Source organism: Pseudomonas sp. B414 (assembly GCF_055408445.1).
Map to the genome: position 1 here is coordinate 1 of NZ_JBUZTQ010000036.1, position 26068 is coordinate 26068.

General features: G+C 57.4%; 19 protein-coding genes, 3 tRNA genes and 1 riboswitch. Of the genes, 2 read left to right on the forward strand and 20 right to left on the reverse strand.

Going from position 1 to position 26068, the window contains the following annotated elements; all coding sequences use genetic code 11:
* Window positions 1-11 precede the first annotated feature (11 nt).
* The 7 genes from ACZRMH_RS21695 to ltaE form a co-directional block, all read right to left on the reverse strand.
* A tRNA-Arg gene (locus ACZRMH_RS21695) sits at window positions 12-88 on the reverse strand.
* Between the two features lie 71 nt (window positions 89-159).
* Window positions 160-236, reverse strand: a tRNA-Arg gene (locus tag ACZRMH_RS21700).
* A 106-nt stretch (window positions 237-342) separates the two neighbouring features.
* Window positions 343-433 (reverse strand) — tRNA-Ser (locus ACZRMH_RS21705).
* Between the two features lie 61 nt (window positions 434-494).
* Window positions 495-683, reverse strand: coding sequence for a carbon storage regulator CsrA (csrA, locus tag ACZRMH_RS21710; RefSeq protein WP_016782140.1), 189 nt, complete (start codon window positions 681-683; stop codon window positions 495-497).
* A 186-nt stretch (window positions 684-869) separates the two neighbouring features.
* A complete protein-coding gene (locus tag ACZRMH_RS21715) occupies window positions 870-2105 on the reverse strand; it encodes an aspartate kinase (RefSeq protein ID WP_464015224.1) in 1236 nt (411 codons plus the stop codon).
* Between the two features lie 83 nt (window positions 2106-2188).
* On the reverse strand, window positions 2189-4807 hold the full coding sequence (alaS, locus tag ACZRMH_RS21720; RefSeq protein WP_464015225.1) for an alanine--tRNA ligase: 2619 nt from the start codon (window positions 4805-4807) through the stop codon (window positions 2189-2191).
* Window positions 4808-4953: 146 nt separating this feature from the next.
* Window positions 4954-5958: a low-specificity L-threonine aldolase gene (gene ltaE / locus ACZRMH_RS21725; RefSeq protein ID WP_464015226.1), complete on the reverse strand. Its 1005-nt coding sequence runs from the start codon at window positions 5956-5958 to the stop codon at window positions 4954-4956.
* A gap of 215 nt (window positions 5959-6173) precedes the next feature.
* A riboswitch (FMN riboswitch) is annotated at window positions 6174-6341 on the forward strand.
* A gap of 131 nt (window positions 6342-6472) precedes the next feature.
* Between ltaE and ACZRMH_RS21730 the strand changes: the two genes are divergently transcribed.
* Window positions 6473-6985, forward strand: a complete 513-nt coding sequence (locus ACZRMH_RS21730; protein ID WP_464015227.1) for a 6,7-dimethyl-8-ribityllumazine synthase — start codon at window positions 6473-6475, stop codon at window positions 6983-6985.
* 51 nt (window positions 6986-7036) lie between these two features.
* Here the strand turns inward: ACZRMH_RS21730 and astE are convergent, their stop codons facing one another.
* From astE to ACZRMH_RS21765, 7 genes are all read right to left on the reverse strand, one after another.
* A complete protein-coding gene (gene astE, locus ACZRMH_RS21735) occupies window positions 7037-8047 on the reverse strand; it encodes a succinylglutamate desuccinylase (RefSeq protein WP_464015228.1) in 1011 nt (336 codons plus the stop codon).
* Between the two features lie 13 nt (window positions 8048-8060).
* A complete protein-coding gene (locus ACZRMH_RS21740; protein ID WP_083369594.1) occupies window positions 8061-8348 on the reverse strand; it encodes a topoisomerase II in 288 nt (95 codons plus the stop codon).
* Window positions 8349-8413: 65 nt separating this feature from the next.
* Window positions 8414-9760 (reverse strand): N-succinylarginine dihydrolase, encoded by a 1347-nt coding sequence (astB, locus tag ACZRMH_RS21745; RefSeq protein WP_464015229.1) that lies wholly within the window; start codon window positions 9758-9760, stop codon window positions 8414-8416.
* A 140-nt stretch (window positions 9761-9900) separates the two neighbouring features.
* Window positions 9901-11370, reverse strand: a complete 1470-nt coding sequence (gene astD, locus ACZRMH_RS21750) for a succinylglutamate-semialdehyde dehydrogenase (RefSeq protein ID WP_464015248.1) — start codon at window positions 11368-11370, stop codon at window positions 9901-9903.
* On the reverse strand, window positions 11367-12404 hold the full coding sequence (gene astA / locus ACZRMH_RS21755) for an arginine N-succinyltransferase (RefSeq protein ID WP_464015230.1): 1038 nt from the start codon (window positions 12402-12404) through the stop codon (window positions 11367-11369). The genes astD and astA overlap by 4 nt, the downstream gene beginning before the upstream one ends.
* A gap of 55 nt (window positions 12405-12459) precedes the next feature.
* Window positions 12460-13479 carry an arginine/ornithine succinyltransferase subunit alpha gene (aruF, locus tag ACZRMH_RS21760; protein WP_464015231.1) on the reverse strand — a complete coding sequence of 340 codons (1020 nt, stop codon included), beginning with the start codon at window positions 13477-13479 and terminating at the stop codon, window positions 12460-12462.
* Window positions 13480-13723: 244 nt separating this feature from the next.
* Complete coding sequence (locus tag ACZRMH_RS21765) at window positions 13724-14944, reverse strand: aspartate aminotransferase family protein (protein ID WP_464015232.1); 1221 nt, start codon at window positions 14942-14944, stop codon at window positions 13724-13726.
* A 490-nt stretch (window positions 14945-15434) separates the two neighbouring features.
* Between ACZRMH_RS21765 and ACZRMH_RS21770 the strand changes: the two genes are divergently transcribed.
* Window positions 15435-20531 (forward strand): NEL-type E3 ubiquitin ligase domain-containing protein, encoded by a 5097-nt coding sequence (locus ACZRMH_RS21770; protein ID WP_464015233.1) that lies wholly within the window; start codon window positions 15435-15437, stop codon window positions 20529-20531.
* A 1-nt stretch (window position 20532) separates the two neighbouring features.
* Here the strand turns inward: ACZRMH_RS21770 and argR are convergent, their stop codons facing one another.
* The 6 genes from argR to ACZRMH_RS21800 form a co-directional block, all read right to left on the reverse strand.
* The gene (argR, locus tag ACZRMH_RS21775; protein WP_464015234.1) at window positions 20533-21513 is read right to left on the reverse strand and encodes a transcriptional regulator ArgR; all 981 of its coding nucleotides are present in this window, start codon (window positions 21511-21513) and stop codon (window positions 20533-20535) included.
* A gap of 114 nt (window positions 21514-21627) precedes the next feature.
* Window positions 21628-22392, reverse strand: a complete 765-nt coding sequence (locus ACZRMH_RS21780) for an ABC transporter ATP-binding protein (RefSeq protein ID WP_464015235.1) — start codon at window positions 22390-22392, stop codon at window positions 21628-21630.
* Window positions 22393-22415: 23 nt separating this feature from the next.
* Window positions 22416-23528, reverse strand: a complete 1113-nt coding sequence (locus tag ACZRMH_RS21785) for a succinylglutamate desuccinylase/aspartoacylase family protein (RefSeq protein WP_464015236.1) — start codon at window positions 23526-23528, stop codon at window positions 22416-22418.
* 3 nt (window positions 23529-23531) lie between these two features.
* On the reverse strand, window positions 23532-24230 hold the full coding sequence (locus tag ACZRMH_RS21790) for an ABC transporter permease (RefSeq protein WP_464015237.1): 699 nt from the start codon (window positions 24228-24230) through the stop codon (window positions 23532-23534).
* The gene (locus tag ACZRMH_RS21795) at window positions 24227-24916 is read right to left on the reverse strand and encodes an ABC transporter permease (protein ID WP_261739321.1); all 690 of its coding nucleotides are present in this window, start codon (window positions 24914-24916) and stop codon (window positions 24227-24229) included. Before ACZRMH_RS21795 ends, ACZRMH_RS21790 begins: the two co-directional genes overlap by 4 nt.
* Before the next feature lie 104 nt (window positions 24917-25020).
* Window positions 25021-25794, reverse strand: coding sequence for an ABC transporter substrate-binding protein (locus ACZRMH_RS21800; RefSeq protein WP_464015238.1), 774 nt, complete (start codon window positions 25792-25794; stop codon window positions 25021-25023).
* Window positions 25795-26068 lie beyond the last annotated feature (274 nt).

The following is a 26068-nucleotide window of genomic DNA, read 5'->3' on the forward strand; positions in this document are numbered from 1 at the left end:
TGACTCTTAAATGGTGCACTCGACAGGATTCGAACCTGTGACCGCTCGGTTCGTAGCCGAGTACTCTATCCAGCTGAGCTACGAGTGCAAGTTGTGTTTGATAGACCAGACCACCGCTGGTTGTAACAAAGCTGACTGCCTTGGCAATCAACTCTAAAATGGTGCACTCGACAGGATTCGAACCTGTGACCGCTCGGTTCGTAGCCGAGTACTCTATCCAGCTGAGCTACGAGTGCATTTGAAGCGGCGTATTATAGACCGTTGAATCTCTCTGGCAAGATTTTTTTCAGTAATTTCAACAACTTACCGAAACCTGCCAGACCCAACGTGCTACATGAATAATGGCGGAGAAGGGGGGATTCGAACCCCCGACACCCTTTTGAGATGTACTCCCTTAGCAGGGGAGCGCCTTCGGCCACTCGGCCACCTCTCCGCAACACGGGGCGTATAATAACCAGCCTTTTCCCCGCATGCAACTAAAAACTTAAATAAAATTAAAGACTTGGTTCTTCGCCCTTTTCATTCTTGATCCGCAGGTAGATCTCTTCACGGTGCACAGCCACTTCTTTTGGCGCGTTCACGCCAATGCGCACCTGGTTGCCTTTAACGCCGAGTACAGTCACGGTAATTTCGCCATCGCCTATGATCAGGCTTTCCGCACAACGGCGAGTCAGAATCAGCATACGTTTCTCCTCACACTTTCATTTCAGGGACAACAGTCTGCAAAAAAAAAGAGCCCGGGCCTACTAGCCAATCAGCTATAGCACCCTGTGCTCCTTAGTATTGACTAACATGACAAAGCGGGGAGCTTTGTGCATGCCAGCCAAAAAACAAAGGGCGCGGATCAACCGCGCCCTTCTGGCAAGGCCTTACTCGCCCTGTCGGTCTGGTGCATCCAGATCAAAAGCGGTGTGCAGGGAACGCACGGCCAGCTCCAGGTACTTCTCTTCGATCACAACAGACACTTTGATCTCGGAGGTCGAGATCATCAGGATGTTGATGTTCTCTTTGGCCAGCGACTCAAACATGCGGCTGGCAACACCGGCGTGAGAGCGCATGCCCACACCCACGATCGAAACCTTGGCAATGTTGGTGTCGCCCACCACTTCACGGGCACCGATTTCGCGGGCCGTGTTTTCCAGCACGCTTTGCGCCGCAGTGTAGTCGTTGCGGTGCACGGTGAAGGTGAAGTCGGTGGTGTTATCGTGCGCAACGTTCTGCACGATCATGTCGACTTCGATATTGGCCGCACTGATCGGGCCCAGAATCTTGAACGCCACGCCCGGGGTGTCTGGCACGCCACGGATGGTCAGCTTGGCTTCGTCGCGATTGAACGCGATACCAGAAATGATCGGCTGTTCCATGGATTCCTCTTCATCAATAGTAATGAGGGTGCCTGGACCCTCCTTGAAGCTGTGCAAAACGCGCAGCGGAACGTTGTACTTGCCGGCGAACTCGACTGCGCGGATCTGCAACACCTTGGAGCCCAGGCTGGCCATTTCCAGCATTTCTTCGAAGGTGATCTTTTCCAGACGCTGCGCCTTGGCCACAACCCGCGGGTCAGTGGTGTAGACGCCATCGACATCGGTGTAGATCTGGCATTCGTCAGCCTTCAGGGCCGCCGCCAGCGCCACACCGGTAGTGTCGGAACCGCCACGGCCCAGCGTGGTGATATTGCCGAGTTCATCAACGCCCTGGAAACCTGCAACCACAACCACACGCCCGGCCTTGAGGTCGGCGCGAATCTTCTGGTCGTCAATTTTCAGGATACGGGCCTTGGTGTGCGAACTGTCCGTGAGGATGCGCACCTGGCTGCCGGTGTAGGACACCGCGGGTACACCGCGTTTGTTCAGCGCCATGGACAGCAGACCGATGGTCACCTGCTCACCGGTGGACACAATCATGTCCAGCTCACGAGGCAACGGGTGATCGCTGATCTGCTTGGCCAGGTCGATCAGGCGATTGGTCTCGCCACTCATGGCAGAGAGCACGATCACCAGGTCATTGCCGGCTTCGCGGAACTTCTTAACTTTATCGGCGACCTGCTCGATTCTCTCGACAGTGCCGACCGAGGTGCCTCCGAATTTCTGTACGATCAAAGCCATTTCAAAGCAGCCTCAGCCCATTAAGGGCGCCCATTTATCATTCAAACGACGCGCCATCACTAGACGATGGCGCGTTCTGGACCTCAGATACCTTGCTCGACAAATGGCACAGTCAGGGCCAGCGCGGCGTCCAGGGCTGCAGCATCAACACCGCCACCTTGCGCCATGTCCGGACGACCACCGCCCTTCCCGCCCACTGCCGCAGCAGCCTGCTTCATCAAATCACCGGCTTTGAGTTGGCCAGTCAGGTCTTTGGTTACGCCTGCAACCAGTACAACCTTGTCTTCGTGGACACTGCCGAGCAGGATCACTGCACGACCGAGCTTGTTCTTCAGCTGATCTACCAGCGCCAGTAGCGCCTTGCCATCTTGACCGTCCAGGCGAGCGGTCAACACTTTCACACCTTTTACGTCCACTGCCGACGATGACAGATCATCGCCCGCTGCGCTTGCAGCTTTTGCCTGCAATTGCTCAAGCTGTTTTTCCAGCTGGCGGTTACGCTCAAGCACTGCCGACAATTTGTCGACCAGATTCTCGCGCGAGCCCTTGACCAGGCTGGCAGCTTCCTTGAGCTGCTCTTCGGCAGCATTCAGGTAAGCCAGTGCGGCTGCGCCGGTCACCGCTTCAATACGACGGATACCGGAAGCGACACCACCTTCGCTGATGATTTTCATCAGGCCGATATCACCGGTACGCTTGGCGTGGATACCGCCACACAGCTCAACCGAGAAATCACCGCCCATGCTTAGTACGCGCACATTGTCGCCGTACTTTTCACCAAACAGCGCCATGGCGCCTTTTTGCTTGGCCGTCTCGATGTCGGTTTCTTCTGTCTCTACCGCGGTGTTCTTGCGAATTTCGGCGTTGACGATATCTTCCAGGGCCTTGATCTGCTCTGGCTTGATCGATTCGAAGTGGCTGAAGTCAAAGCGCATGCGCTGACTGTCGACCAGCGAACCCTTCTGCTGAACGTGCTCGCCCAGCACCTGGCGCAAGGCCGCGTGCAGCAAGTGAGTCGCAGAGTGATTCAACGCCGTGGCATGACGCACATCAGCATCAACCTGAGCCTCAACGGTCTCGCCCACTTTCAGGCCACCAGTTGCCACGACACCGTGGTGCAGGAAGGCGCCGCCGGTCTTGGTGGTGTCACGCACGTCAAAGCGCGCTGCGCCAGCCTGCAGATAACCGCAATCGCCGACCTGGCCGCCAGACTCGGCGTAGAACGGGGTCTGGTCGAGAATCACCACGCCCTCGTCGCCTTCATTCAGGCTGGCAACCGACTGCCCGTCTTTATACAGAGCAACAACTTTCGCCGAGGCCTGGGTGGCGCTGTAACCGACAAACTCGGTTGGCACATCGACTTTAACCAGGGTGTTGTAGTCCAGACCGAAAGAGCTGGCCGAACGCGCACGCACACGCTGGGCTTCCATTTCGCGTTCGAAGCCTTCTTCGTCCACGGTCAGGTTGCGCTCACGGGCGATGTCGGCCGTCAGGTCCATCGGGAAGCCGTAGGTGTCGTAGAGCTTGAACACTACGTCGCCCGGCACCACGGAGCCTTTCAGTTCAGCCAGGTCCAGCTCAAGGATTTTCAGGCCCTGTTCCAGGGTCTTGGAGAACTGTTCTTCCTCGGCCTTGAGTACGCGCTCGATATTGGCCTGCTCGCGTACCAGTTCCGGGAAGCTTTCGCCCATTTCGGCAACCAGTGCCGCGACGATCTTGTAGAAGAAATTGCCGGTTGCGCCCAGCTTGTTGCCGTGACGGCAGGCGCGACGAATGATGCGGCGCAGAACATAGCCACGACCTTCGTTCGACGGCAGTACACCGTCAGCGATCAGGAAGCTGCACGAACGGATATGGTCAGCCACAACCTTGAGTGATGCCTGGCCTTCGTTGGCGCAACCGATCGCGTCGGCCGCTGCGGTCAGCAGGCTCTGGAACAGGTCGATATCGTAGTTGGAGTTAACGTGCTGCATCACCGCACTGATCCGCTCCAGGCCCATGCCGGTATCTACCGACGGCGCTGGCAACGGATGCAACACGCCATCGGCGGTGCGGTTGAACTGCATGAACACGTTGTTCCAGATTTCGATGTAACGGTCACCGTCTTCATCTGGCGAGCCCGGTGGGCCGCCCCAGATTTCCGGGCCGTGATCGTAGAAAATTTCGGTACACGGGCCGCACGGGCCGGTATCGCCCATGGTCCAGAAGTTGTCCGATGCGTAGGGCGCGCCTTTGTTGTCGCCAATGCGGATCATGCGCTCGGCAGGTACGCCGACGTCTTTGGTCCAGATGTCGTAGGCTTCGTCATCGCTGGCGTAGACGGTCACCCACAGCTTGTCTTTCGGCAACTGCAAGACGCCGGTCAGGAAGGTCCAGGCGAAGTTGATCGCGTCTTTCTTGAAGTAATCGCCAAAGCTGAAGTTGCCAAGCATTTCAAAGAAGGTGTGGTGACGTGCGGTGTAACCGACGTTTTCCAGGTCGCTGTTCTTGCCACCGGCTCGCACGCACTTCTGGCTGCTGGTCGCTCGGGTGTAGGCACGTTTTTCTTGACCCAGGAAACAGTCCTTGAACTGGTTCATCCCCGCGTTGGTGAACAGCAGGGTTGGGTCGTTATTAGGGACCAAGGAGCTGGAAGGGACACGGGTGTGACCTTGCTCCTCGAAGAAGCGAAGGAAGGCTTCACGGATTTCTGCGCTTTTCATAGGTTCTTCCACGGAGGCTGCGGCCAGAAGCAAGTAAATCACGTCAATCGACAGTGCGACTCGCAAAGGGCCGCATTATATCGGCCCTTCGCCTCGGGTACAGCGTGTTTATACGATAGCGACAAGCAATTGGACGGATCGCAAGTTTATTGGCGGGAAAACTCGGTAAAAACAGCGATTACCTGCTCCATCTGACTGTGACTGACATCCATATGCGTCACCATTCGCAAGCGTGGGGCCGCGCTGAGGAGGATCCCCTCCTCGGCAGCAAAGGCCTTGAGGGCCTGGGCCCGCTCGCCGACCTGAACGTACACCATATTGGTTTGCACCGGTTCGACGTCATAACCAGCCGCGCGCAGGCCTTCAGCGAGGAACTGGGCGTTAGCATGGTCATCGGCCAGCCGCGCAACCTGATGGTCCAGCGCATACAGCCCGGCAGCGGCCAGTTGGCCGGCCTGACGCATGCCGCCACCGACCATCTTGCGCAAGCGCCGGGCCTTGCCAATCAAGTCCGCTGTGCCGCACAACACTGAGCCTACCGGCGCGCCCAGGCCCTTGGACAGGCACACCGACACCGAATCGAAATGCCGGGTGATATCACCGGCGTCCACGCCCAGCTTGACCGCCGCGTTGTACAACCGCGCGCCATCCAGGTGCAGGGCCAGGCCATGCTCTCGAGTCAGACGACTGGCTGCAGCCAGATACTCCAGTGGCAGCACTTTGCCCTGCATGGTGTTTTCCAGCGCCAGCAGGCGGGTGCGGGCAAAGTGAAAATCGTCCGGCTTGATCGCCGCCGCCACCTGATCCAGGTCCAGCGAGCCATCGGCCTGAACCTCCAGCGGCTGGGGCTGAATGGAGCCCAATACCGCTGCCCCGCCGCCCTCATACTTATAGGTATGGGCCTGCTGGCCAACGATATATTCATCACCGCGCGCACAATGGGCCATCAGGGCCAGCAGGTTGCTCATGGTCCCGGTGGGCACAAACAGCGCCTTGGCAAACCCCAGACGCAAGGCCAACTCGGACTCCAGCTTGTTCACCGAAGGATCTTCGCCATACACATCGTCGCCCATCGGCGCATTCGCCATGGCCTCGCGCATACCTGTGGTGGGTTGGGTCACGGTGTCACTACGAAGATCGATAACGGTCATTGGAGCGGCCTCGGTAATAAGTGGTCAGCACTGGATGCTAATAGGGAAACTTTCATTCAAACAATGAGTATTGCAGTGTGCCCCTGTATTTTCAGCCGGTCTCGTAGGATTCGACTGATAAACAAACAGAAAAATTGATAGCTATCAGCAAAAAGCAGCGATGCATCGACGAAAAATATGTGATACAAAATGCCCGCCGCCAGAAAGGCTGGTGGCAACGTTCTCAGGGCGGGGTGCGACTCCCCACCGGCGGTAATTGCGCGCAAAGCGCATAGCCCGCGAGCGCTTGACTGGCCCCCGCTTCGGCGCAGGCCAGCCAAGGTCAGCAGACCCGGTGTGATCCCGGGGCCGACGGTCATAGTCCGGATGAAGAGAGAACGGGATTGGCGCCAAAGGGCCGTAAACCGGGCGGGAATGTGACGATGCCGTATGGCCGTGCGCAGCCCGTCTGAACGTACCCTTTAATCCCATTCGATTCATATGCCCTGTTTTTCACACAAACAGGAATCTGAACATGCAACCCACCGCAATCGACAGCAAAAGCAAAAGCCATCACAACGAACGCGTCGCTTTTATCCAGGCCTGCTGGCACAAAGATATTGTCGACCAGAGCCGTAAAGGCTTTCTGGCCGAGATGCTGGTACAGGGCTATCAGGAAAGCGATATCGACTTCTTTGAAGTCGGCGGCGCCTTTGAAATCCCGCTGCATGCCAAACTGCTGGCCAAGACCGGCCGTTATGCCGGTATCGTCGGCGCGGCACTGGTAGTGGATGGTGGCATCTACCGTCACGACTTCGTGGCCCAGTCCGTGGTCAGCGCCCTGATGCAAGTGCAGCTGGAAACCGAAGTACCGGTGTTCTCGGTCAGCCTGACCCCGCACCACTTCCACGCTGGCGAAGAGCACCACAAATTCTTCTTCGAGCACTTTGTGCACAAAGGCCAGGAAGCGGCAAAAACCTGCGTTGATACCCTGCAGAAAATCCGCGACATCAAACGCATCGACACCCAGCAAAAACGCGCGGTGTAATTACCCCCCGCACACAAAACAGGCCCTTTTCAGGGCCTGTTTTGTTTCGCATCAAGCCAGCGCCGAAGCGCTGGCCGGCTCGATGATCATCCCGGCCCGCAGGCCATTCTTGACCTTGGGGTTGGGGAAGATAATCCGCGCGCCGTCTTCTTCGATGATCCAGCGAGTCTTGCTGGTGTCTTGTGCCAGCAAATAGCCCTTGGGCAATTCGCAGAAATTTTCGACATCCGCAGGCAAGTGCAGGATAAAGGCATCGCTGTGCTTGATCACTTCCCGAGCCACACTAAACAGCTGCAAGCCATCGATCGAAGCATCGGCCAGCGGTGACTCGCTGCCCTCGATAATCTGTTGCAGGCGCGACTCCAGGCGCTCGACATTGACCCCGGCGTTTTGCCCGAAAGGCCGGGCCTTGCCCAGTTCAAGGGTGAATGCCTCGGCACCCAGCTTGTCGTAGGTGTAGGCACTGAACACAATTGACGGCTTGTTTTGCAGCAGTACTGCTTCCATACCGGCAGCGCGCAGGCGGGCCAGTTCGTCGCGCGAATGCGCACGCCCTTCTTTATAGGGATACAGCGCAAACTGCTCGATCTTCGAACCGCGAATGGCCGTGTGCAGGTCATAATGCAGACGGGTACGCTCGGGAGGGCTGAAAAAGGTTTCAGCCAGATGTTCAAGCTCGCACGCACGCAGGGCCTCGGGGCCGCTGCTGCTCTCGTGACGACCGTTGAACAGCCGGTTGAGGTCTTCTTCGACAAATCGTGCACCGGTGCGCATGGCTCCGGGGTTGCCGAACAAGAACAGAATTCGTGCCCGGGGTTTGATTTCTCCCCGGGCAATGGCATGCAACAGGCGATCGAGCAACTCGATCGGCGCGGTTTCATTGCCATGGATGCCGGCGGACAACAACAGATCCATACCGTTGTCACGTGCCTCGGGCGGGCGTACTTCCAGCGCGCCTTCGGTCAGCCAGCGCATCCGCACGCCGTCGACAGTCAGTTGAGTTTTCTCGGCCGGTTCACGTCCGGCCAGGGTCAGTTCAAGCAGTTTGCCGAGAGCGAGCATAGAGCATCCTTAATCAGTGGTTGCAGTCTGGACCGTGCACGTGACCGTCTTCGTCGTCGCTCATATCAGCCGGTTCCATTTCCAGTTGCAGGCTGACAAGGTTAGTCGCTAATGGACGCAGCAGCAGGTTGGCGTATTCGGCATCGCCTTCTTCAACGTCAACACCGATCAACAACTGGCCACGGCCGTCCTGCTGGATCCACAGCTCTTTGCCCTGCCACATCACGGCAACGCGGGTGCAGCTGGTTTCCAGCTGGGTGCCGTCTGTGTCTTCAAGGATCAGCTTCAGGGTATCGGTCATTTTGTCGCTCTCATAGGGGGTGAAGGTGCGTGCCTGGCATCACGATCGCTCAGGCACGCGGCCGTTCAATTGATCTGGAATGGGTAAACCGAGCCCAGTTTAAGGATTTGCGTCAGTTCATCCAATGCCGTACGACATTCAAGTAATAATTGCGGGTCGGCCAGGTCGCTTTCGCGCAGGGCGTCGCGGTAGTGCTTGTTGACCCACTGGGTCAGGGTGTCATACAACGGCGCGGTCATAATAACCCCCGGATTGACCGCCGCCAGCTCGGTTTCGTTGAGTGCGACGCGTAACCGCAGGCAGGCCGGGCCACCGCCGTTCTGCATGCTCTGCTTGAGGTCGAATACTTTGACCTCGCGAATCGGCCCGCCAGCAGCCAGCAGCCCTTGCAGGTACTGCCATACACGCGGGTTGGCGCGGCATTCTTCCGGCACGATCAACAGCATCGAGCCATCGGCGCGGCTCAACAGCTGGCTGTTGAACAGGTACGAGCGCACTGCATCTTCAACCGCCACCTGATCGCGGGGCACGCTGATCGACTGGAAATTGCCGCCACGGGCTGCCAGCTTGCCATGCAACTCGGCCAGCATCTGTTCGGTATTGAGGAACGCATCCTGGTGATGGAACAGCAGTTCACCATTACCCACGGCGATCACGTCGTTATGGAACACCCCCTGATCGATAACCGACGGGTTTTGCTGGGCAAACACCACGCCCTCTTCGCTCAGACCGTGCAGACGGGCTACAGCCTGCGAAGCTTCGAGAGTCTGACGGGCCGGGTATTTTTGCGGCGCCGGGTAGCGGCTATCGAAGGCACTGCGGCCGAACACGAAAAACTCGACGCCTGCCTCACCATATTCACGGCAAAAACGCGTGTGGTTGGCCGCACCTTCGTCGCCGAACTGAGCGACGGCAGGCAACGCCGCGTGGTGGGCAAAGTGCTGTTGATCGGCAAACATGGCACCCAGCACGCGGCTGGTGGTCGGGTGCTCGATGCTGCGGTGGTATTTGCAGTTGAGATTGGCGGCGGTGAAATGTACACGCCCGTCTGCGGTGTCCGCGCTTGGGCTGACCGTGGCCGCGTTGGCCACCCACATGCTCGAGGCCGAGCAACTGGCGACCAGCAATGGCATGGCTTCCTTGGCGGCGCGCTCGATGACCTGAGCATCAGTACCGGCAAAACCCAGGCTGCGCAAGGCCGCAACGTCCGGGCGCTCTTGCGGGGCCAATACGCCCTGGACAAACCCCATGTCCATCAGCGCTTTCATTTTTTCCAGACCTTGCAGCGCCGCTTCCTTGGGATTGGAAGCCTGCTGGCTGTTGCTCTGGGAGGCGACGTTGCCAAACGACAAACCGCCATAGTTATGGGTCGGCCCCACTAAACCGTCAAAATTGACTTCAAAGGACTTCATCAGCGAGGCTCCGCAAAGCGATGGCTAAAGGTATCCCCTGTGGGAGCGGGCTTGCTCGCGATGCGAACAACGCGGTTTTACTGCCAGACCGCGTTGATGCAATCGCGAGCAAGCCCGCTCCCACAGGGATGAGATAAGCGTTACGACAGGCGTACGCCCGGGGTCAGTGTCGCTGGCAAGGTCAGGCTCGGCGCTTCCAGAGATGCCACCGGGTACGCGCAATAATCCGCCGCGTAATAGGCACTGGCGCGATGATTGCCCGATGCTCCAATCCCGCCAAACGGCGCACTGCTCGCGGCGCCCGTCAGTTGCTTGTTCCAGTTGACGATACCGGCGCGGCTCTGCAGCCAGAACTGCTGATAGCGCGCCTCGGAGTCCGACAGCAAGCCCGCCGCCAGTCCAAACGCAGTGTTGTTGGCCTCGGCAATCGCCGCATCAAAGTCAGCGTAGCGAATCACTTGCAGCAATGGCCCGAACAGCTCTTCATCCGAACGATCGCTGACCTCTGTCACATCGATAATACCCGGCGTCAGCAGGGCCGCATTGCTGTCTGGCTGGTGCATTTCCAGTAAGGCCACAGCGCCCGAACCCAACAGCACTTCCTGGGCATCCATCAGGGCGCGCGCAGCACCCAGAGAAATCACCGAACCCATAAACGGCGCTGGCTGCTGATCGAAAGCACCCACTTCGATGCTCTGGCTGACTTCAACCAGACGCGTCAACAGGCTATCGCCCCAAGCGCCTTGCGGCACCAGCAAGCGGCGGGCACAGGTACAACGCTGCCCGGCAGAGATAAAGGCCGACTGAATGATGGTGTACACCGCAGCATCCAGATCTTCGACCTGATCAACCACCAGCGGGTTGTTGCCACCCATTTCCAGGGCCAGGATCTTGTCCGGGCGCCCGGCAAACTGTTGGTGCAAGGCATTGCCGGTGCGGCTGGAACCGGTGAAGAACAGGCCATCGATACCGCTGTGCGCCGCCAGCGCGATGCCGGTTTCACGGGCACCTTGCAGCAAGTTCAGTACACCGGCCGGCAGCCCGGCTTCGATCCAGCACTTGACCGTCAGCTCGGCGACCTTGGGAGTCAGCTCACTCGGCTTGAACACCACGCTGTTACCGGCCAGCAACGCCGGAACAATATGGCCGTTGGGCAAATGGCCCGGGAAGTTGTACGGGCCAAAGACGGCGACCACACCGTGGGGCTTGTGGCGCAATACGGCGGTGGCATCACCCAGCGGGCCGCTTTTTTCGCCTGTGCGCTCACGGTAGCTTTGCACCGAGATCGCCACCTTGTTGATCATACTGGTGACTTCGGTCGCCGACTCCCAGAGTGGCTTGCCGGTTTCTTCACCGATACAGCGCGCCAGTTCATCCGCGTGATTTTTCAGGCTTGCGGCAAAGGCTTCAAGTACGCTCAGGCGCTGCTCGAAGGTGCGCCTGGCCCAGTCCGGGAACGCCTGACGCGCAGCCTTGACCGCAGCATCGACTTGCCCGGCGCTGGCACCATTACCTGTCCACAGCACCTGCTGGGTAACCGGGTTCAGCGACTCAAAAGCTTCGCCCTGCCCGTCCTGCCAGGCGCCTGCGATATACAACGTGCTCATTATTTCGACTCCCGTGAGGCTACTGGCTGGGCAGACAAGGCAACTGCGCGTACTTGATCACCGGCAGTCAGTTGCAGGCGTTTGGCGGTCAGCGGGTCGACCACCAAAGTACCTGCCGCCAGACGCGCAGGAGCAGCAGTGATACGGCAATCCTCGCGTTTGCGGTTGTGCATCAGGTAAGGCGTGGCATCATCACCCGGCGTGCCGATGGCCAGCACCAACGCTTCGCTGTCGCGTACGGCGCGGATTTTACTGGTCTCGCATTCCACCGCCGGGCCTGCGTCGAAAATATCGACATAACCCTGATAGCTGAAGCCTTCGCTTTTCAGCATGTTCAGGGCGGGTTCGGTGTGGGTATGCACCTTGCCAATCACCGCCCGGGCATCTTCAGACAGGAAGCAGGTGTACACCGGAAACTTGGGCATCAATTCGGCAATAAACGCCTTGTTGCCTACACCAGTCAGGTAGTCCGCCTGGCTGAATTCCATTTTGAAGAAGTGCCGACCCAGGCTTTCCCAGAACGGCGAACGCCCGGCTTCATCGGACATGCCGCGCATTTCGGCAATGATCTTGTTACCGAACAGCTCAGGGAACTCGGCGATAAACAGCATCCGCGCCTTGGCCAGCATGCGGCCATTGAGACCGGTGCGGTAATCGGCACTCAGGAACAACGAGCACAGCTCGGAGTTGCCAGTCAGATCGTTGGCCAGAAACAGGGTCGGGATTTCGCGGTAAATATTCAACTCCTGGGAAGCGCTGACAGTCAGGCCCACCCGGAAGTTGTACCACGGCTCACGCAAGCCTACGGCGCCAGCAATGGCGGAAATACCCACCACCTTGCCGTCGTCGTTTTCGAGCACAAACAGGTAGTCCGCATCGCCGCGCTCGGCTTCGCCACGGAAAGTTTTTTCAGCCCAGGTCACCCGATGCAGCAAGCGCTCTTCGTTGGCCGGCAAGGTGGTCAGGCCGGTTCCGGTGCTGCGTGCCAGCTCAATCAGGGCCGGTAAATCGCTGTTGCGTACAGGACGAACGATCATGCTATCTCCTTAGACAGGGCTCGCTGACGAACCCTGCGAAACTCGCTCAAACGCGTTAAACCGCCACAACCCGTACGCTGGCACCTTCGCCAACGCCGAGTGCTTCGGCCGCTTCCAGATCCAGCGTGACCGGCTTGCCCGGCGCCCAGTCAAGCTCCAGCAATACCGCGCGGTAGTCCTGCAACTGAGCATTGGCCACCAGATACTGACGACCGCCGCCCTTGCTCAGTTCGCCGATCTTGACCGGCACCACGCGGCTTTGGGCGATCGAGCGGATACCGGAAACCCGTGCATGCAGGGTCGGGCCACCGTCGAAAATATCGATGTAATGATCAGTCTCGAAGCCTTCGCGCATCAGGATGTCGAAAGTGATTTGCGCACGCGGGTGGACTTGCCCCATCGCCTCTTGGGCAGTGTCAGGCAGCAACGGCACGTAAATCGGGTAATGCGGCATCAGCTCGGCGAGGAAGGTGCGGCTTTTCAGCCCGCACAGACGCTCGGCGGCGGCGTAGTTCAAGTCGAAGAAGTTGCGGCCAATCGCGTCCCAAAACGGCGAGTCGCCATTTTCATCGCTGTAGCCCACGATCTCGGTGACCACGGAATCGGCAAAGCGCTCCGGGTGATTGGCCACAAACAGCAGGCGGCCACGGGAGTTGAGCTCGGACCAGGCCGACCCCACCAGTTCCGGAACCACATAAAAACTGGTCAGCAGGCTGTTACCGGTCAGGTCATGGCACTGCGACAACACGTGAATCTTGTTGTGGATCTTCAGCTCGCGGGAAGCGTGGACGAAAGTCTCGTTACGGAAGCTGTAAAACGGCTCCGAGTAACCGGCCGAGGCCACAATCGCGGAACAGCCCACCAGCTTGCCAGCGACCGTGTCTTCAAGCACGAAGAAGTAGCTCTCTTCGCCGTTGAAGCTGACTTCGGCGGCAAACGAGGTTTCGGACGCGGCGATCTTGTCGCGCAGGCGCTCGATATCGTCCGGCAATGAAGTGACACCAATCGGGCTATCCGCAGCCAGACGCTGTACCTCGCCCAGATCAGCCATTTGCGCGGGGCGCATCACCAGCATGGTGTCACTCCTTAATCCTTGAACAACATAGAGGGGAACATGCCGGGCCTCGTCTCAAACCACACAATTTCAACTGTGGGAGCGGGCTTGCTCGCGATGGCATCACTCGGATATGACTGACATACCGCGCTGCCTGTATCGCGAGCAAGCCCGCCCCCACATTTAAAACCCCGTGTGCATTGAGCCTGGCCCGGCACAGAAAAAATCGGTTCGACGCCCGGCAACCCGGGCGTCGAGGTCACACTCAGGCTTGCGTCAGCTTTTGCACGGCACGTTCGAAGCGGTTCAGACCTTCTTCGATATCGGCCTCTTCAACCACCAGACTTGGGGCGAAACGCACCACATCGGGGCCAGCCTGCAAAATCATCAGATTTTCTTTTTCAGCGGCATTGAAGATGTCTTTGGCCTTGCCTTTCCAGGCATCGCTCAACACACAACCGAGCAACAGGCCCATGCCACGCACTTGAGTAAACAGGCCGTATTGCTCGCCGATCTGCTCAAGACGGGTTTTGAACAGGTCATGCTTGGCCTTAACGCCTTGCAGCACCTCAGGGGTGTTGATCACATCGATCACCGCATTGCCCACCGCGCACGCCAACGGGTTACCGCCGTAAGTGGTGCCGTGGGTGCCGACCACCAGGTGCTTGGCCAGCGCTTCGGTAGTCAGCATGGCTGCGATCGGAAAACCGCCGCCCAGGCTCTTGGCGCTGGTCAGGATGTCCGGGGTCACACCGTAATGCATATAGGCAAACAGCTCGCCGGTGCGGCCCATGCCGGTTTGCACCTCGTCAAACACCAACAGCGCACTGTGCTGGTCGCACAGTTCGCGGGCGCCTTGCAGGTAAGCCTGCTCGGCTGGCAGTACACCACCTTCGCCCTGAATCGGTTCCAGCACCACGGCACAGGTCTTGTCCGAGATCGCCGCTTTCAGCGCGTCAAGATCGTTGAACGGGACATGGGTGATGCCGGTGATTTTCGGACCGAAACCGTCGGAGTACTTCGACTGCCCGCCTACGTTCACGGTGAACAGCGTGCGCCCGTGGAAGCTGTTAAGTGCAGCGATGATCTCGTATTTCTCGGCACCAAAACGGTCATGGGCTACACGACGGGCCAGCTTGAAGGCGGCCTCGTTGGCTTCAGCACCCGAGTTGCAGAAAAACACGCGCTCGGCAAAGGTCGAATCCACCAGCTTTTTCGCCAGGCGCAGGGCCGGCTCGTTGGTGAACACGTTGGACACATGCCAGAGGTTGTTCGCCTGCTCAGTCAGCGCGCCAACCAGTGCCGGATGGGCATGGCCGAGTACGTTAACGGCAATGCCGCCCGCGAAGTCGATCAGCTCTCGACCGGCCTGGTCCCACACTCGGGAACCGGCGCCGCGCACAGGAATAAAGGCCGCAGGTGCGTAGTTGGGAACCATGACCTGATCGAAATCGGCGCGTTGCACCGGGGCTTGCTCAACGGACATCGGAGTCTCCTGAAGAGGAACGCCTGCCTAAACTGGCGAGCGATGGGGGATTGTAAGGACAGATGGGGGTCAAGCCTTGCCGCCAAGCGACAACTTCTTACAGCGCTAAACCACGATTTTCCAAGGCTTTCGACAATGCGACATATTGCGTCACAAAGGCGCAGTTTAAACGCTGGGCAGCATTTACGGCAGCACCCTGGCGTTTTGATTTGCGCCAGAGACTCGGGCTTTGTATGCACACCTTATCAGCGCCCCTTCGGGGTGCTACATATCTAGGCTGTGAACCCTGATTGTTGATGCAAACAGCGTAACTACCAGCAGATATTTGCGCTTTTTTTCAATCCGGGTCTGGCCGATCTTGATTACCTGTTACGCAGCCATTGAGGGCGATTTTCCGAGTACCGCCCTGCCCCCTAAAACCGGGATATCCCCCAATAAGCAGCCTCGCAACAAGACGTATCATTTTCGTCTACTCACAGGTAACGACCCCATGAGCAGCTCTCTTGCAACTACATTGACGCCCGAAATACTGTTTCGCCACAGCCGCAATTTCAACCCGATAAAAGAATCACTCCCCCCCTGGGCATTTGAACTGCCTGCAAAAACATTTATCCCGTTAAAAACAACCAACCCAACGCTTCACCGCACCTTAAAAAACATTACCCCGGCGCAAAACAGCACATTCAAAAAAGCACTCACTGCACGCTGGCATGCACGCAATGAAGTGGATCAGTTATTGAGTCACCTGGTCGATATCCCGGCATTTGCCGGGCCACTGCTCAAGCAGGCAATCAAAACCCGATACAAGCTTGATCTGGATGTAAACAACATCTACATCAACCTTTACATCCCAAAATACTTGCCCATTACCGGCCTGCGTGACAGCAGCTCAACAACCTGGCGCGTCTCGCTTCTTGACGCCGCCCTGCACAATTTCGAACTGCATGAAACCTTACCCTATGCCTATCTGAGCGACTCGGGCTATATCAGCCGACCGAACCAACAGGGCCATTACCAGCCAAGGGACGATATTACCCGTGCGATGCCTGTCCTGGGGTTCACCGCCTTATGCAGGGCACTGAACCTTGGCGCCCGCTACAACGCTCATCTCAGGCTTCACCTGGGGCTTGATGACCGAGGCAAACAGCTGAGGCTCAAGACAAAAATACGGGAAAGCCATCACGCCGACCTGCAGGCCGAGATGACCCATGCCTCGTTGACCCGACAGATGCATCTTGCTACTTACGAATCACTGGCCACTTATCTCTCAGGCATGGGCAATAGCTGGCAGAACTACCGTTTGACCCTGTTTTCACTGGACGTCGAAGGCCCGATCCTCTTTACACCCGAAGGTCAGCGCTCGGTTGTGGTGTACATACCCCATGACCCTCTTTACCCCATCAAGGAGTACTCCTCCCTTGGCCGTTTTATCGAGCACCTGACCGAACGCCTGAAAAGCCCCGCCTACCAGCATTTCTTCAGCCGCTTTATCGCGCACGATCACTTGGCCGCCTTTTTCGGGGGGTTAAAAAAAGCCTATTTCAGAATCATCATAGACACCCCCAACGCGCCGGAAGATGCCTCGCGCGACTTTGGCGTAACTGAAACCCTTATCCCTCTGCAAAATCCGGAACTTGACTATTCGACCCTGGCCATTACCGATGATCTCTGGGAAACCCTGTACAGCCGAAAGCTGGCCAGGGTTTTCAATGATGCAAAAAGCATTGCCGTCTCTACCGATGCCGAAGACCGCAAAACACGGCAGGAGCGCTGGGAGCGCCTCAAGAGCATTGGCCTGGCACTGTTGAATGCAGCCACGCTGGTGATCGCCCCCTTCGTACCCGTCGTGGGTGAGTTGATGCTTTTACAGATGGCCTATCAGCTTGTTGATGACGTGTACGAAGGGGTACATGACTGGGTCGAAGGCAAAACCCTTGAGGCGTTCGAACATTTATTTTCGGTACTCGAAAGCGTGGTTCAGGCCGGGTTGTTTGCTGCTGGCGGGAAAATAGTCGGCGACCTTCTTCCCAAGCCATCCGTCTTCGTGGAAGGCATGCGCCCGGTCATGAGCAGCGACGGCAGCACGCGATTATGGAACCCGGATATCAGTGTCTACAGCCACGACCTGAATCTACCCGAAGCGTTACAACCCGATAGCCTGGGCTTGCGCCGTCACGACGACAAAATCGTGCTCAAGCTCAACCACAGCGCGCAAGCCGAGCACACGTTGGTGCTTGATCAGGGACAACACCCGCAGCAATACACTCTGCAACATCCGTCACGCGCTGAAAGCTATGCGCCCTCGATAAAACATAACAGCGAGGGGGGATGGCTGATGGAAGGCGAACGCCCTCAAACATGGGAAGGCTCGATCCTGATGCGCCGGCTGGGGCATATCACTGACGGTTTGAGCGACGCTGAACTTGAACAGTTGCGCACCATCAGCGGCACCGGCGAAGATATTTTGCGCAGGGTTCACATGCACAACGAACCCATCCCGCCATTACTTAAAGACAGCCTGACGCGCCTGAAAATACAAAAACAAAATATCCAGGACATCGCCCGTATTCGAGAGGGCCAAGCCATTGCTGATCGAGTGGAGTGGCTGGAGGCATTACCCACCGAGCTGACTGGCTGGCCAGAAAGCAAGGCACTGAAAGTTTTCTCGGACCACACCTTCAGCGGGCCTCCCCATACCTTCGGCAACCCTGAAGCACTGCCTGAGGACACGCTGGAAATATCTCAGGCAGCCATTAATCAAGGACAACTCTGGCCCCTTGTTGCCGAGCGTTTCAACCAGACAGAACTTGCAGGATTGGTAGGCGCCGATACACCTCAGGCAGAGGTGGTGAAAAAGCTGCGGGGCAAAGTTGCCGACCATGCCCATAAGCACAGAGAAAGCCTCTTCAAAGACGCCTGCTTCAGGGCAAATAAAACCAGACTCGCGCAAGCCCACCTGATTGAAAGTACCTTCCCTGAACTGCCCGCCCCTGTTACCCGCAAGCTGCTTGAAACAGCCAGCCCCCTTGAGACCCAGGACATCCTGCAAGAGCACAGAGTCCCGTTACGACTTGAAAAACTGGCCACCGAACTGCAAAGCCAAACCAGGATCGCTCACGCCCGGGAAGGCCTGCTCGAAGACGATCTGCTCAGCCCGGAGGGTGAGAAAATCGCCCTCAACACCCTGAAAATTTACACCGACACCCTGAGTGATCTGAATATAGAGGTCCGGGAACGGGTCACTAACGGTACTTTGCGCTGTGCACATACCCCGCCAGGTGCCACCTCCAGGCGGGTACTGGTACGTCTGGAGCCAGGCAAATACGAGGTTTACGATGAGCATAATGTATTGCTCAAGCCCGCTTCGAACTTCTACAGCGCCTTGCTCAAGGCACTGCCCGAAAGGAGCCTCACTCATTTAAAGTCCCACCTTTCCCCAGGGAAAACCCTCAAACAATGGCTCGCCGGGAAATACGACGAAACTGCACAAATCCGTATCGCCCTCGACCTGCCATCGGTGAGTTCCTCGGTTGCACGGGAAAGCGAAATTCTGCTTCGAGGCGCAGGCAACAGTCGAGTCGCCCCAGCACCACAAACCCCCTCACTGAGACAAAGAATCAAGGAGCTTTATCCCTATCGTGATAACCAGGAGATCGAACTGATTGCGCTGCGCATTGATAGCGAGCAAGCACTGGAGCATCTGAAGTCCACCGAGGAAGAACAAAAACAATTGTTCCGCGAACTGGAGGAATGGGCCACAGAACCTGACCTGCATCGCGTCGAAGGACTGGATATCGGACGCATCTATCTTGCGCGATCCCGGCTTAGCCGCATGATCATGGACGCCTGGCTCTCATCCGACAAAGCCCACATCAACAAGGCCGGCAGAATAGAAATCAGTGCCGTACTGGACCTCAGCAATAGCCCATTGGGACTTATCGGAGCAGACAGCCTGAAGCTGAGCAGTCCCGTGGATCAAGTTGCCGTACTGATGCTGGACAACTGCAAACTCTCATCCGCCCATCATGACTTCCTGAAAAACTTTCCAAACCTGCGAGTGCTGTCCATGGCCGCCAACGAACTGGAGCAGTTTCCTGCAGCCCTCAAAGACCTGCCGCGCCTCAAGCAACTGACATTGCCCGCAAACAAGCTGGTCATGAATCCAGAAGCTGTGGAACAACTCAAAGGCCTGACCCAGCTTCAACATCTTGATCTGAGCAACAACCCACTGGGAATGCCCCCGGCAGTCGGTCATATGCCAGAGCTCAGATCCCTGATTCTGAATCGCATACAGATCACGCAGTGGCCCGAAGGCCTCTTTTCACACCCCAGACCCAAGGATTTCGACCTGCGCCTGCTGGGTAACGAGATCACTTCAGTCCCCCAGTATCCTGACTCGTCCGACCAGGCCTGGCTGGTGGCCAACACACGCCTTGAGCGACAGAAACTCGACCTGGAAAATCAGGACCGCGTAAGCCAGTACCGCCGCACCCACGGGCTTGATCCCTACCGGACCTATCCGCCCCGAGGAGAGGCTGCCAGTGGATTTTGGCTTGATGGCACTGCTGAGCAACGCGCCGAGTTTCAAGCCAGTTGGGATGATCTGGAAAAAGAGCACGGTTCCCAAGGATTTTTTGAAGTCATCGAACGCATGGAAATACCTGCAAGCACCTTTGAAACAGAATCTGACAGGATTGAATATCAGGAAGGCTGGGAAGACCTCGCCTTGAAAGTCTGGCGATTGATCGATGCCGCCAGCAGCGACACAAACATGCGCAACAAGCTATTCACCATGGCCACTTCACCGACCAACTGTGCTGATGCTGGCGCCCAGATTTTCAATGCCATGGGGCTGGAGGTCATGGCTTACGAGATCAACGAAGCAGGCAGCAGCCCCCTGGAACTCGAAAGGGATTTACTCAAACTGGCCCGCGGCAAGGCACGACTGGTGAAAATCCATGACATCGCCAGGGCCGATGTCGCGCAGCGCGTAAAACCCCTTGAGCAAGGAGGCCTGGGCCTGAGGTTCACCTCTGAAGTCATCAACGGAGAGCCGGGAACAGTTGATGAAGTTGAAGTCCATACCGGCTATCAAGTCCGTTTGAGCAGCAGCCTGGAGTTGCCCTGGGTGCCCAATTACATGGTCTACCGCCTGACTGCCGGGGTTGGCAACGAGGAGTTTCGCAGGGCATATACATTGATTCAAGAGGCTGAACAGGGCGATGGCCTGGCCAATCAACTGCTTGAGGTACCCTTTTGGGAGGCCTATCTGGAGAAGGCTTATTCCACTGAACTGGAGGCCAATGTCGGGGTTTTCGAAGAAAAAGCGCAATGGCTGGATCAACTCAGGGAGCTTCAGGAAAACTGGGTCCGTTCCGCTGTGCGCCTTGAAGACCGAAGCCCTGAGCAAAAAACAGAGTTGGTTGAAATGGCTGAGAAACTTGCCGTTTCTGAAGCAGATATTCTCACCCAAGAACCGATGGATGACAGCCTTTATTACCGGATTTACAGCCAGCTCGCTGATCAACGCAAGGAACTAAGCCGCCAGTTGACTCGCACAGCACTCACCAAAGCCAACCTGGCCTGAATCAGCCGCGCTCGGCGGGGGCTGAAGACAACTCGAACGGGCTGCTGCTACGGCGCTGGTTACGATCTTCTCGCGGTGTTGCGCCGAAGAAGTTGCGGTAGGCGCTGGAGAAATGCGGCCCCGACGAGAAACCGCAGGACAAGCCGATCTGAATGATCGACTTGCTGGTCTGCATCAGCATTTGCCGAGCCTTGTTCAGGCGCAGTTCCAGGTAATACTGGCTGGGTACACGGTTGAGGTACTGCTTGAAGATGCGCTCCAACTGCCGACGGGATACGCACACATGCTGGGCGATTTCATCGGTGGTCAGCGGCTCTTCAATATTGGCTTCCATCAGCAATACGGCCTGGGTCAGCTTGGGATGGCTGGAACCCAGGCGATTTTGCAACGGAATGCGCTGACGCTCGCCGCCTTCGCGGATGCGCTCTACCACCAATTCTTCGGACACCGCCCCGGCCAGTTCGGCGCCGTGATCACGGGCCAGCACGGCCAGCAACAGATCGAGCACCGACAACCCGCCGCAAGCGCTCAGGCGATCACGGTCCCAATCAAACAAGTGGCTGGTGGCGATCACCTTGGGAAAGCGTTCGGCAAAATCATCCTGCCAGCGCCAATGCACGGCAGCACGATAGCCATCAAGCAGACCCAATTGCGCCAGCGGGTAGACCCCGGCCGACAACCCGCCAATCACGCAGCCTGCCCGCACCAGTTGCTTGAGTGCGCTGCTCAGGGCTGGCGCCAGCGTGGTCGGCGGCTCATCGGCCAGCAGGAACAATTTCTGGCAGCCTTCAAGCTTGCCGTTCCAGGGCTCGCCGGGCAATTGCCAGGCCCCTTCGGGCTGTGGCTCGGCCTGCAGGAACAGCAACTCGTAAACGACTTCAGGATGCACGCGCTGAGCAACACGCAACGCTTCCTCGGCCAGCGCCAGGGTCAAGGCTTTGGTGCTGGGCCAAATGAGGAAACCAATTCGATGGGCGGTCATAGCGTGCTATCCGGAACGGAAACGGGAATAAACCAATACACCTAGCCTAGGCCAGCTGCGCGGGATGCGGAGCATGACCTATTTTGGTGCACAGCGGCAGTCTTAAAATTGCAGTTACTTCAAGCTGCCTGACAGAAACTGCTGCAACCGCTCGCACTGTGGATTGACCAGCACTTCGCGCGGGTCACCGCTTTCTTCAACGATCCCTTTGTGCAGAAACACCAACTGGTTCGACACTTCACGGGCAAAGCCCATTTCGTGGGTCACCACCACCATGGTCCGGCCTTCTTGCGCCAGATCCTGCATCACCTTCAGTACATCACCCACCAGCTCCGGGTCGAGGGCTGAAGTCGGCTCATCGAACAGCATGACTTCAGGCTCCATCGCCAGCGCACGGGCGATCGCCACACGCTGCTGCTCACCACCGGACATATGCCCCGGATAGGCGTCTTTACGATGGGACACGCCAACCTTGTTAAGGTAGTGCTCGGCCTTCTCACGGGCATCGGCCTTGGACATGCCCAGCACATGCACCGGGGCTTCCATGATGTTTTCCAGCGCAGTCATGTGCGACCACAGGTTGAAATGCTGGAACACCATCGACAGGCGCGAACGCATGCGTTGCAACTGCTTGGGATCAGCGGCCTTGAGCGCGCCGTCCTTGTTGGCAATCAGCTTGAGCTCTTCGCCGTTGAGCAGGATCTTGCCTGCATGGGGCTGCTCCAGCAGATTGATGCAACGCAAAAAGGTACTTTTGCCGGAACCACTGGAACCGATGATGCTGATCACATCGCCTGCCTTGGCGGCCAGTGAAACGCCTTTGAGCACTTCATGACTGCCATAGCGTTTATGCAGGTCTTGGACTTCAAGTTTGTACATGCTGTCGGTTCTCACAAAAACAGTCAGTCGTTGAGCAAGCGCCCGTGACGCAAAGGCTTGCGCCCCGCCACTTTAGCCAGCCAGAAACCGGGTTGGGCATAGCGCAGTCGCTCAACGGCAAATAACACGCCGGATGTTCCTGCGCATACCGTACTGACCCGGTCAGATAAAGGATCAATCACTTCAAACAGCGGCTCACCTGCTTCAACCCAGGCGCCCACCGGGCGTAAAAAACTCACCACACCGGGGTGCGGTGCAAACAACAATTCGGTGCCTTCAAACGGCATGCCTTCGCACGCTTCATACTGCGCAGCAGGCCAATCACCATTGATCAGACCTTGCTCGGCCAGGAACGCCAGAATACCTTCAGCATAGGCCTCAGCCTGCGGGCGCCCGGTATCCGCCTGCCCTCCCAACTCCAGCGTGGTCGACATGCAGGCCAAAGGAATCTGCGCATCGCCAAACTGGCGCTGCAAACGCAGCCAGGGTACTGAACAGGCTTCATCGAAGGAGCTGCCGCCCGAATCTTCAGCCAGCAGGCCCACACGCACATCCAGGTGGGCGGCCAGTGAACGCCACTGCGGCCAATGCTGCGGCAAGGCGTACATATGCAGCGCGGCATCGGTCTCACAGTGCAGGTCCAGCACAATGTCTGCGTTGCAGGCATGACTCAGCAAGACACGCTGCATACCTTGCAACTGACTGGCTGCAGGTGGCAAGTCGGACAATATATCAAGCATTGTCTGACGGATCAGTCGGGTATTGGCGTGGGGATCATCCCCCAGACACCCTGCCAGCCGCTGCGCTACCGGCTCACTCAACTCAACGAAATCGCGGTTGAAGTTCTTGCCGCTACCAAACTCAAAACGTCCCTGATGGCTGCCCTGCAGCAATTGGCCAAGCCCAAGCGGATTGGCCACGGGCACCAGTTCGATGACACCGTTCAGGGCGCCCTGGGCTTCAAGTTCGGTCAGGCGTTTTTTCAGCTCCCAGGCGCAGCGCATGCCCGGCAGCTCATCGGCATGCAGGCTTGCCTGAATATAGGCCTTGCGCTCACCCGTACCGAAACGAAATACCGTCAGGTGGTGCTCAGAACCCAGGCTGCTCCAGGGCAGCAGGTGATCAATGCGTTCCATATGTCAGGCCTTGCGCGGGGCCATGTAGCCCAGCCAGCGGCGCTCGGCCAGTTTGAACAGGCGCACCAGAATGAAAGTCAGGCACAGGTAGAAAGCACCAGCTGTAATGTAGGCCTCAAACGGCAAGTAGTACTGGGCATTGACGGTACGCGCAGCGCCGGTAATGTCGATCAGGGTCACGATGGAGGCCAGACTGGTAGTCTGCAACATCATGATCACTTCGTTGCTGTACTGCGGCAACGCCCGGCGCATGGCCGACGGCAGCAAAATACGGCGATACATTTTCGAGCGCGACATGCCCATTGCCTTGGCCGCTTCGATCTCACCATTAGGCGTGGCCTTGAGGCTACCTGCAATGATCTCGGCAGTGTAGGCACTGGTGTTGATGGCAAACGCCAGGCATGCGCAGAAGGTGGCACTGGACAGCAGCGGCCACATAAAGCTGTCACGAATGACTTCGAACTGGGCCAGACCGTAGTAGATCAAAAACAGCTGCACCAGCATCGGCGTGCCGCGAATCACGTAGGTAAACAGCCAGGCCGGGAAGTTGACCCAAGCCTGCTTGGAGACCCGCATCAGCCCCAGCGGCACCGCCGCCAGCAAGCCGAAAAACAGCGAGATACCCAGCAGCTTCACGGTTTCCAGCAACCCGTTCAGGTACAGCGGCATGCTCGCCCAAATGACGTTGTAGTCAAAGATCATAGGTCAGCCGCCCTTACGCCTACCGAGTAGCGCTTCTCAAGTTGTCGCAATGCCAGCAGCGAAACACTGGTCAACACCAGGTACATCGCCGCAACGGCCAGGAAGAAGGTGAACGGCTCGCGGGTGGCATCCGCTGCCTGCTTGGCCTTGAACATCATGTCTTGCAGGCCGACCACCGAAATCAGCGCCGTGGCCTTGGTCAACACCAGCCAGTTATTGGTAAAGCCAGGGATCGCCAGGCGAATCATCTGCGGTACCAGTACCCGGAAGAACACCTGGAACGAACTCATGCCGTACGCCATGCCGGCTTCCGCCTGCCCTTTGGGGATGGCCATAAAGGCACCACGAAAGGTCTCGGACAAATAGGCACCAAAAATAAAGCCCAGGGTGCCGATACCGGCCGCCAGCGGGTTCAAATCAATATAGTCGTCGTAGCCCAGCATCGGCGCTACGCGGTTAAGCAAATCCTGACCGCCGTAGAAAATCAGCAGAATCAGCACAAGGTCGGGAATCCCGCGGATTACCGTTGAATACAGATCGCCCATCCAAGCCAGCCAACGTACCGGCGACAAGCGCAGCGAAACACCGATCAGACCTAGAACAATGGCCAGGGCCATGGACGACAAGGCGAGCTGAAGCGTCAGCCAAGCGCCATCGAGGATGACAGCCCCGTAGCCTTTCAACATGATTCCGGCCCTCTAAAAAATAGCTCGAAAATGGGGAATAAAAAATGGCGCAAACTTCAGAGATCCTGTCGCTTGCGCCATTTCGGACGTACAGCTGCGATGTATTACTGGCCGTAAATATCGAAGTTGAAGTACTTGTCCTGGATTTGCTTGTACTTGCCGTTTTCACGGATAGCCGTGATAGCAGTATTGATCTTGTCTTTCAGGGCGTCGCCCTTGCGCACGGCGATACCAATGCCATCACCAAAGTACTTGGCGTCGGTAAAGGCCGGACCTGCGAAGGCATAACCTTTGCCAGCCGGGGTTTTCAGGAAACCATCTTCCAGCAAGGTGGCGTCGGCAACGGTGCCATCAAGGCGACCTGCTTCCACGTCCAGGTAGATTTCGTTCTGCGAACCGTAAGGCACAACCACTGCACCTTTAGGCGCCAGGACTTCCTTGGCGAAACGGTCGTGGATCGAACCGCGCTGCACGCCGATTTTCTTGCCTTTGAGTTCATCAAGGCTGTCGCTGACCACTGCACCTTCCTTCATTACCAGACGAGCCGGGGTCAGGTAGTACTTGTTGGTGAAATCAACCGACTTCTTACGGTCTTCGGTGATGGACATCGAAGACAGGATCGCGTCGATCTTGCGCACTTTAAGCGCAGGAATCAGACCATCGAATTCTTGCTCGACCCACACACATTTGACCTGCATCTGCTCACACAGTGCATTACCGATGTCGTAGTCAAAACCTACGATACTGCCATCCGGCGCCTTGGAGGCGAACGGAGGGTAAGCCGCTTCAATACCAATTTTCAGAGGTTTGTCAGCAGCAAAAGCCTGCAGGGACAGCACGGACAGTGCCAGGGCGCCAAGAAGCACGAGTTTCTTCATCTTAGGACTCCATCGGTAAGGGCAATAAAAGCAGAGTGAGCCTGAGCCCAATATGCGGAGGTTAAACCGGGAATGCGGCGCCACGTCCTACTGGCGTCGTGCCGAAATCAGCACAACAACGACGAGCGAGTGATCGGCATTCTAACGACAGGCTTCAAGCCGTTATTTCTCCAATGCGACAACTAATTACAGATGCATCGAAAAATACGACCCTAGTCATTGACAACCCTTCAAATAAATGCAAGGGAAAAAGACATAGAACCAATAGAAGCTG

Bases quoted from the DNA above. Each gene is read 5' to 3' on its own strand.
- ltaE (WP_464015226.1), bottom strand. From the start codon at position 5,958: ATGACCGTTATCGATCTTCGTAGTGACACCGTGACCCAACCCACCACA.
- ACZRMH_RS21795 (WP_261739321.1), bottom strand. From the start codon at position 24,916: ATGTTGAAAGGCTACGGGGCTGTCATCCTCGATGGCGCTTGGCTGACG.
- argR (WP_464015234.1), bottom strand. From the start codon at position 21,513: ATGACCGCCCATCGAATTGGTTTCCTCATTTGGCCCAGCACCAAAGCC.
- astB (WP_464015229.1), bottom strand. From the start codon at position 9,760: ATGAAGTCCTTTGAAGTCAATTTTGACGGTTTAGTGGGGCCGACCCAT.
- astE (WP_464015228.1), bottom strand. From the start codon at position 8,047: ATGCTCGCTCTCGGCAAACTGCTTGAACTGACCCTGGCCGGACGTGAA.
- alaS (WP_464015225.1), bottom strand. From the start codon at position 4,807: ATGAAAAGCGCAGAAATCCGTGAAGCCTTCCTTCGCTTCTTCGAGGAG.
- aruF (WP_464015231.1), bottom strand. From the start codon at position 13,479: ATGCTGGTGATGCGCCCCGCGCAAATGGCTGATCTGGGCGAGGTACAG.
- ACZRMH_RS21765 (WP_464015232.1), bottom strand. From the start codon at position 14,944: ATGTCCGTTGAGCAAGCCCCGGTGCAACGCGCCGATTTCGATCAGGTC.
- csrA (WP_016782140.1), bottom strand. From the start codon at position 683: ATGCTGATTCTGACTCGCCGTTGTGCGGAAAGCCTGATCATAGGCGAT.
- ACZRMH_RS21800 (WP_464015238.1), bottom strand. From the start codon at position 25,794: ATGAAGAAACTCGTGCTTCTTGGCGCCCTGGCACTGTCCGTGCTGTCC.
- ACZRMH_RS21740 (WP_083369594.1), bottom strand. From the start codon at position 8,348: ATGACCGATACCCTGAAGCTGATCCTTGAAGACACAGACGGCACCCAG.
- ACZRMH_RS21770 (WP_464015233.1), top strand. From the start codon at position 15,435: ATGAGCAGCTCTCTTGCAACTACATTGACGCCCGAAATACTGTTTCGC.
- ACZRMH_RS21785 (WP_464015236.1), bottom strand. From the start codon at position 23,528: ATGGAACGCATTGATCACCTGCTGCCCTGGAGCAGCCTGGGTTCTGAG.
- ACZRMH_RS21780 (WP_464015235.1), bottom strand. From the start codon at position 22,392: ATGTACAAACTTGAAGTCCAAGACCTGCATAAACGCTATGGCAGTCAT.
- ACZRMH_RS21715 (WP_464015224.1), bottom strand. From the start codon at position 2,105: ATGGCTTTGATCGTACAGAAATTCGGAGGCACCTCGGTCGGCACTGTC.
- astA (WP_464015230.1), bottom strand. From the start codon at position 12,404: ATGATCGTTCGTCCTGTACGCAACAGCGATTTACCGGCCCTGATTGAG.
- ACZRMH_RS21730 (WP_464015227.1), top strand. From the start codon at position 6,473: ATGCAACCCACCGCAATCGACAGCAAAAGCAAAAGCCATCACAACGAA.
- ACZRMH_RS21790 (WP_464015237.1), bottom strand. From the start codon at position 24,230: ATGATCTTTGACTACAACGTCATTTGGGCGAGCATGCCGCTGTACCTG.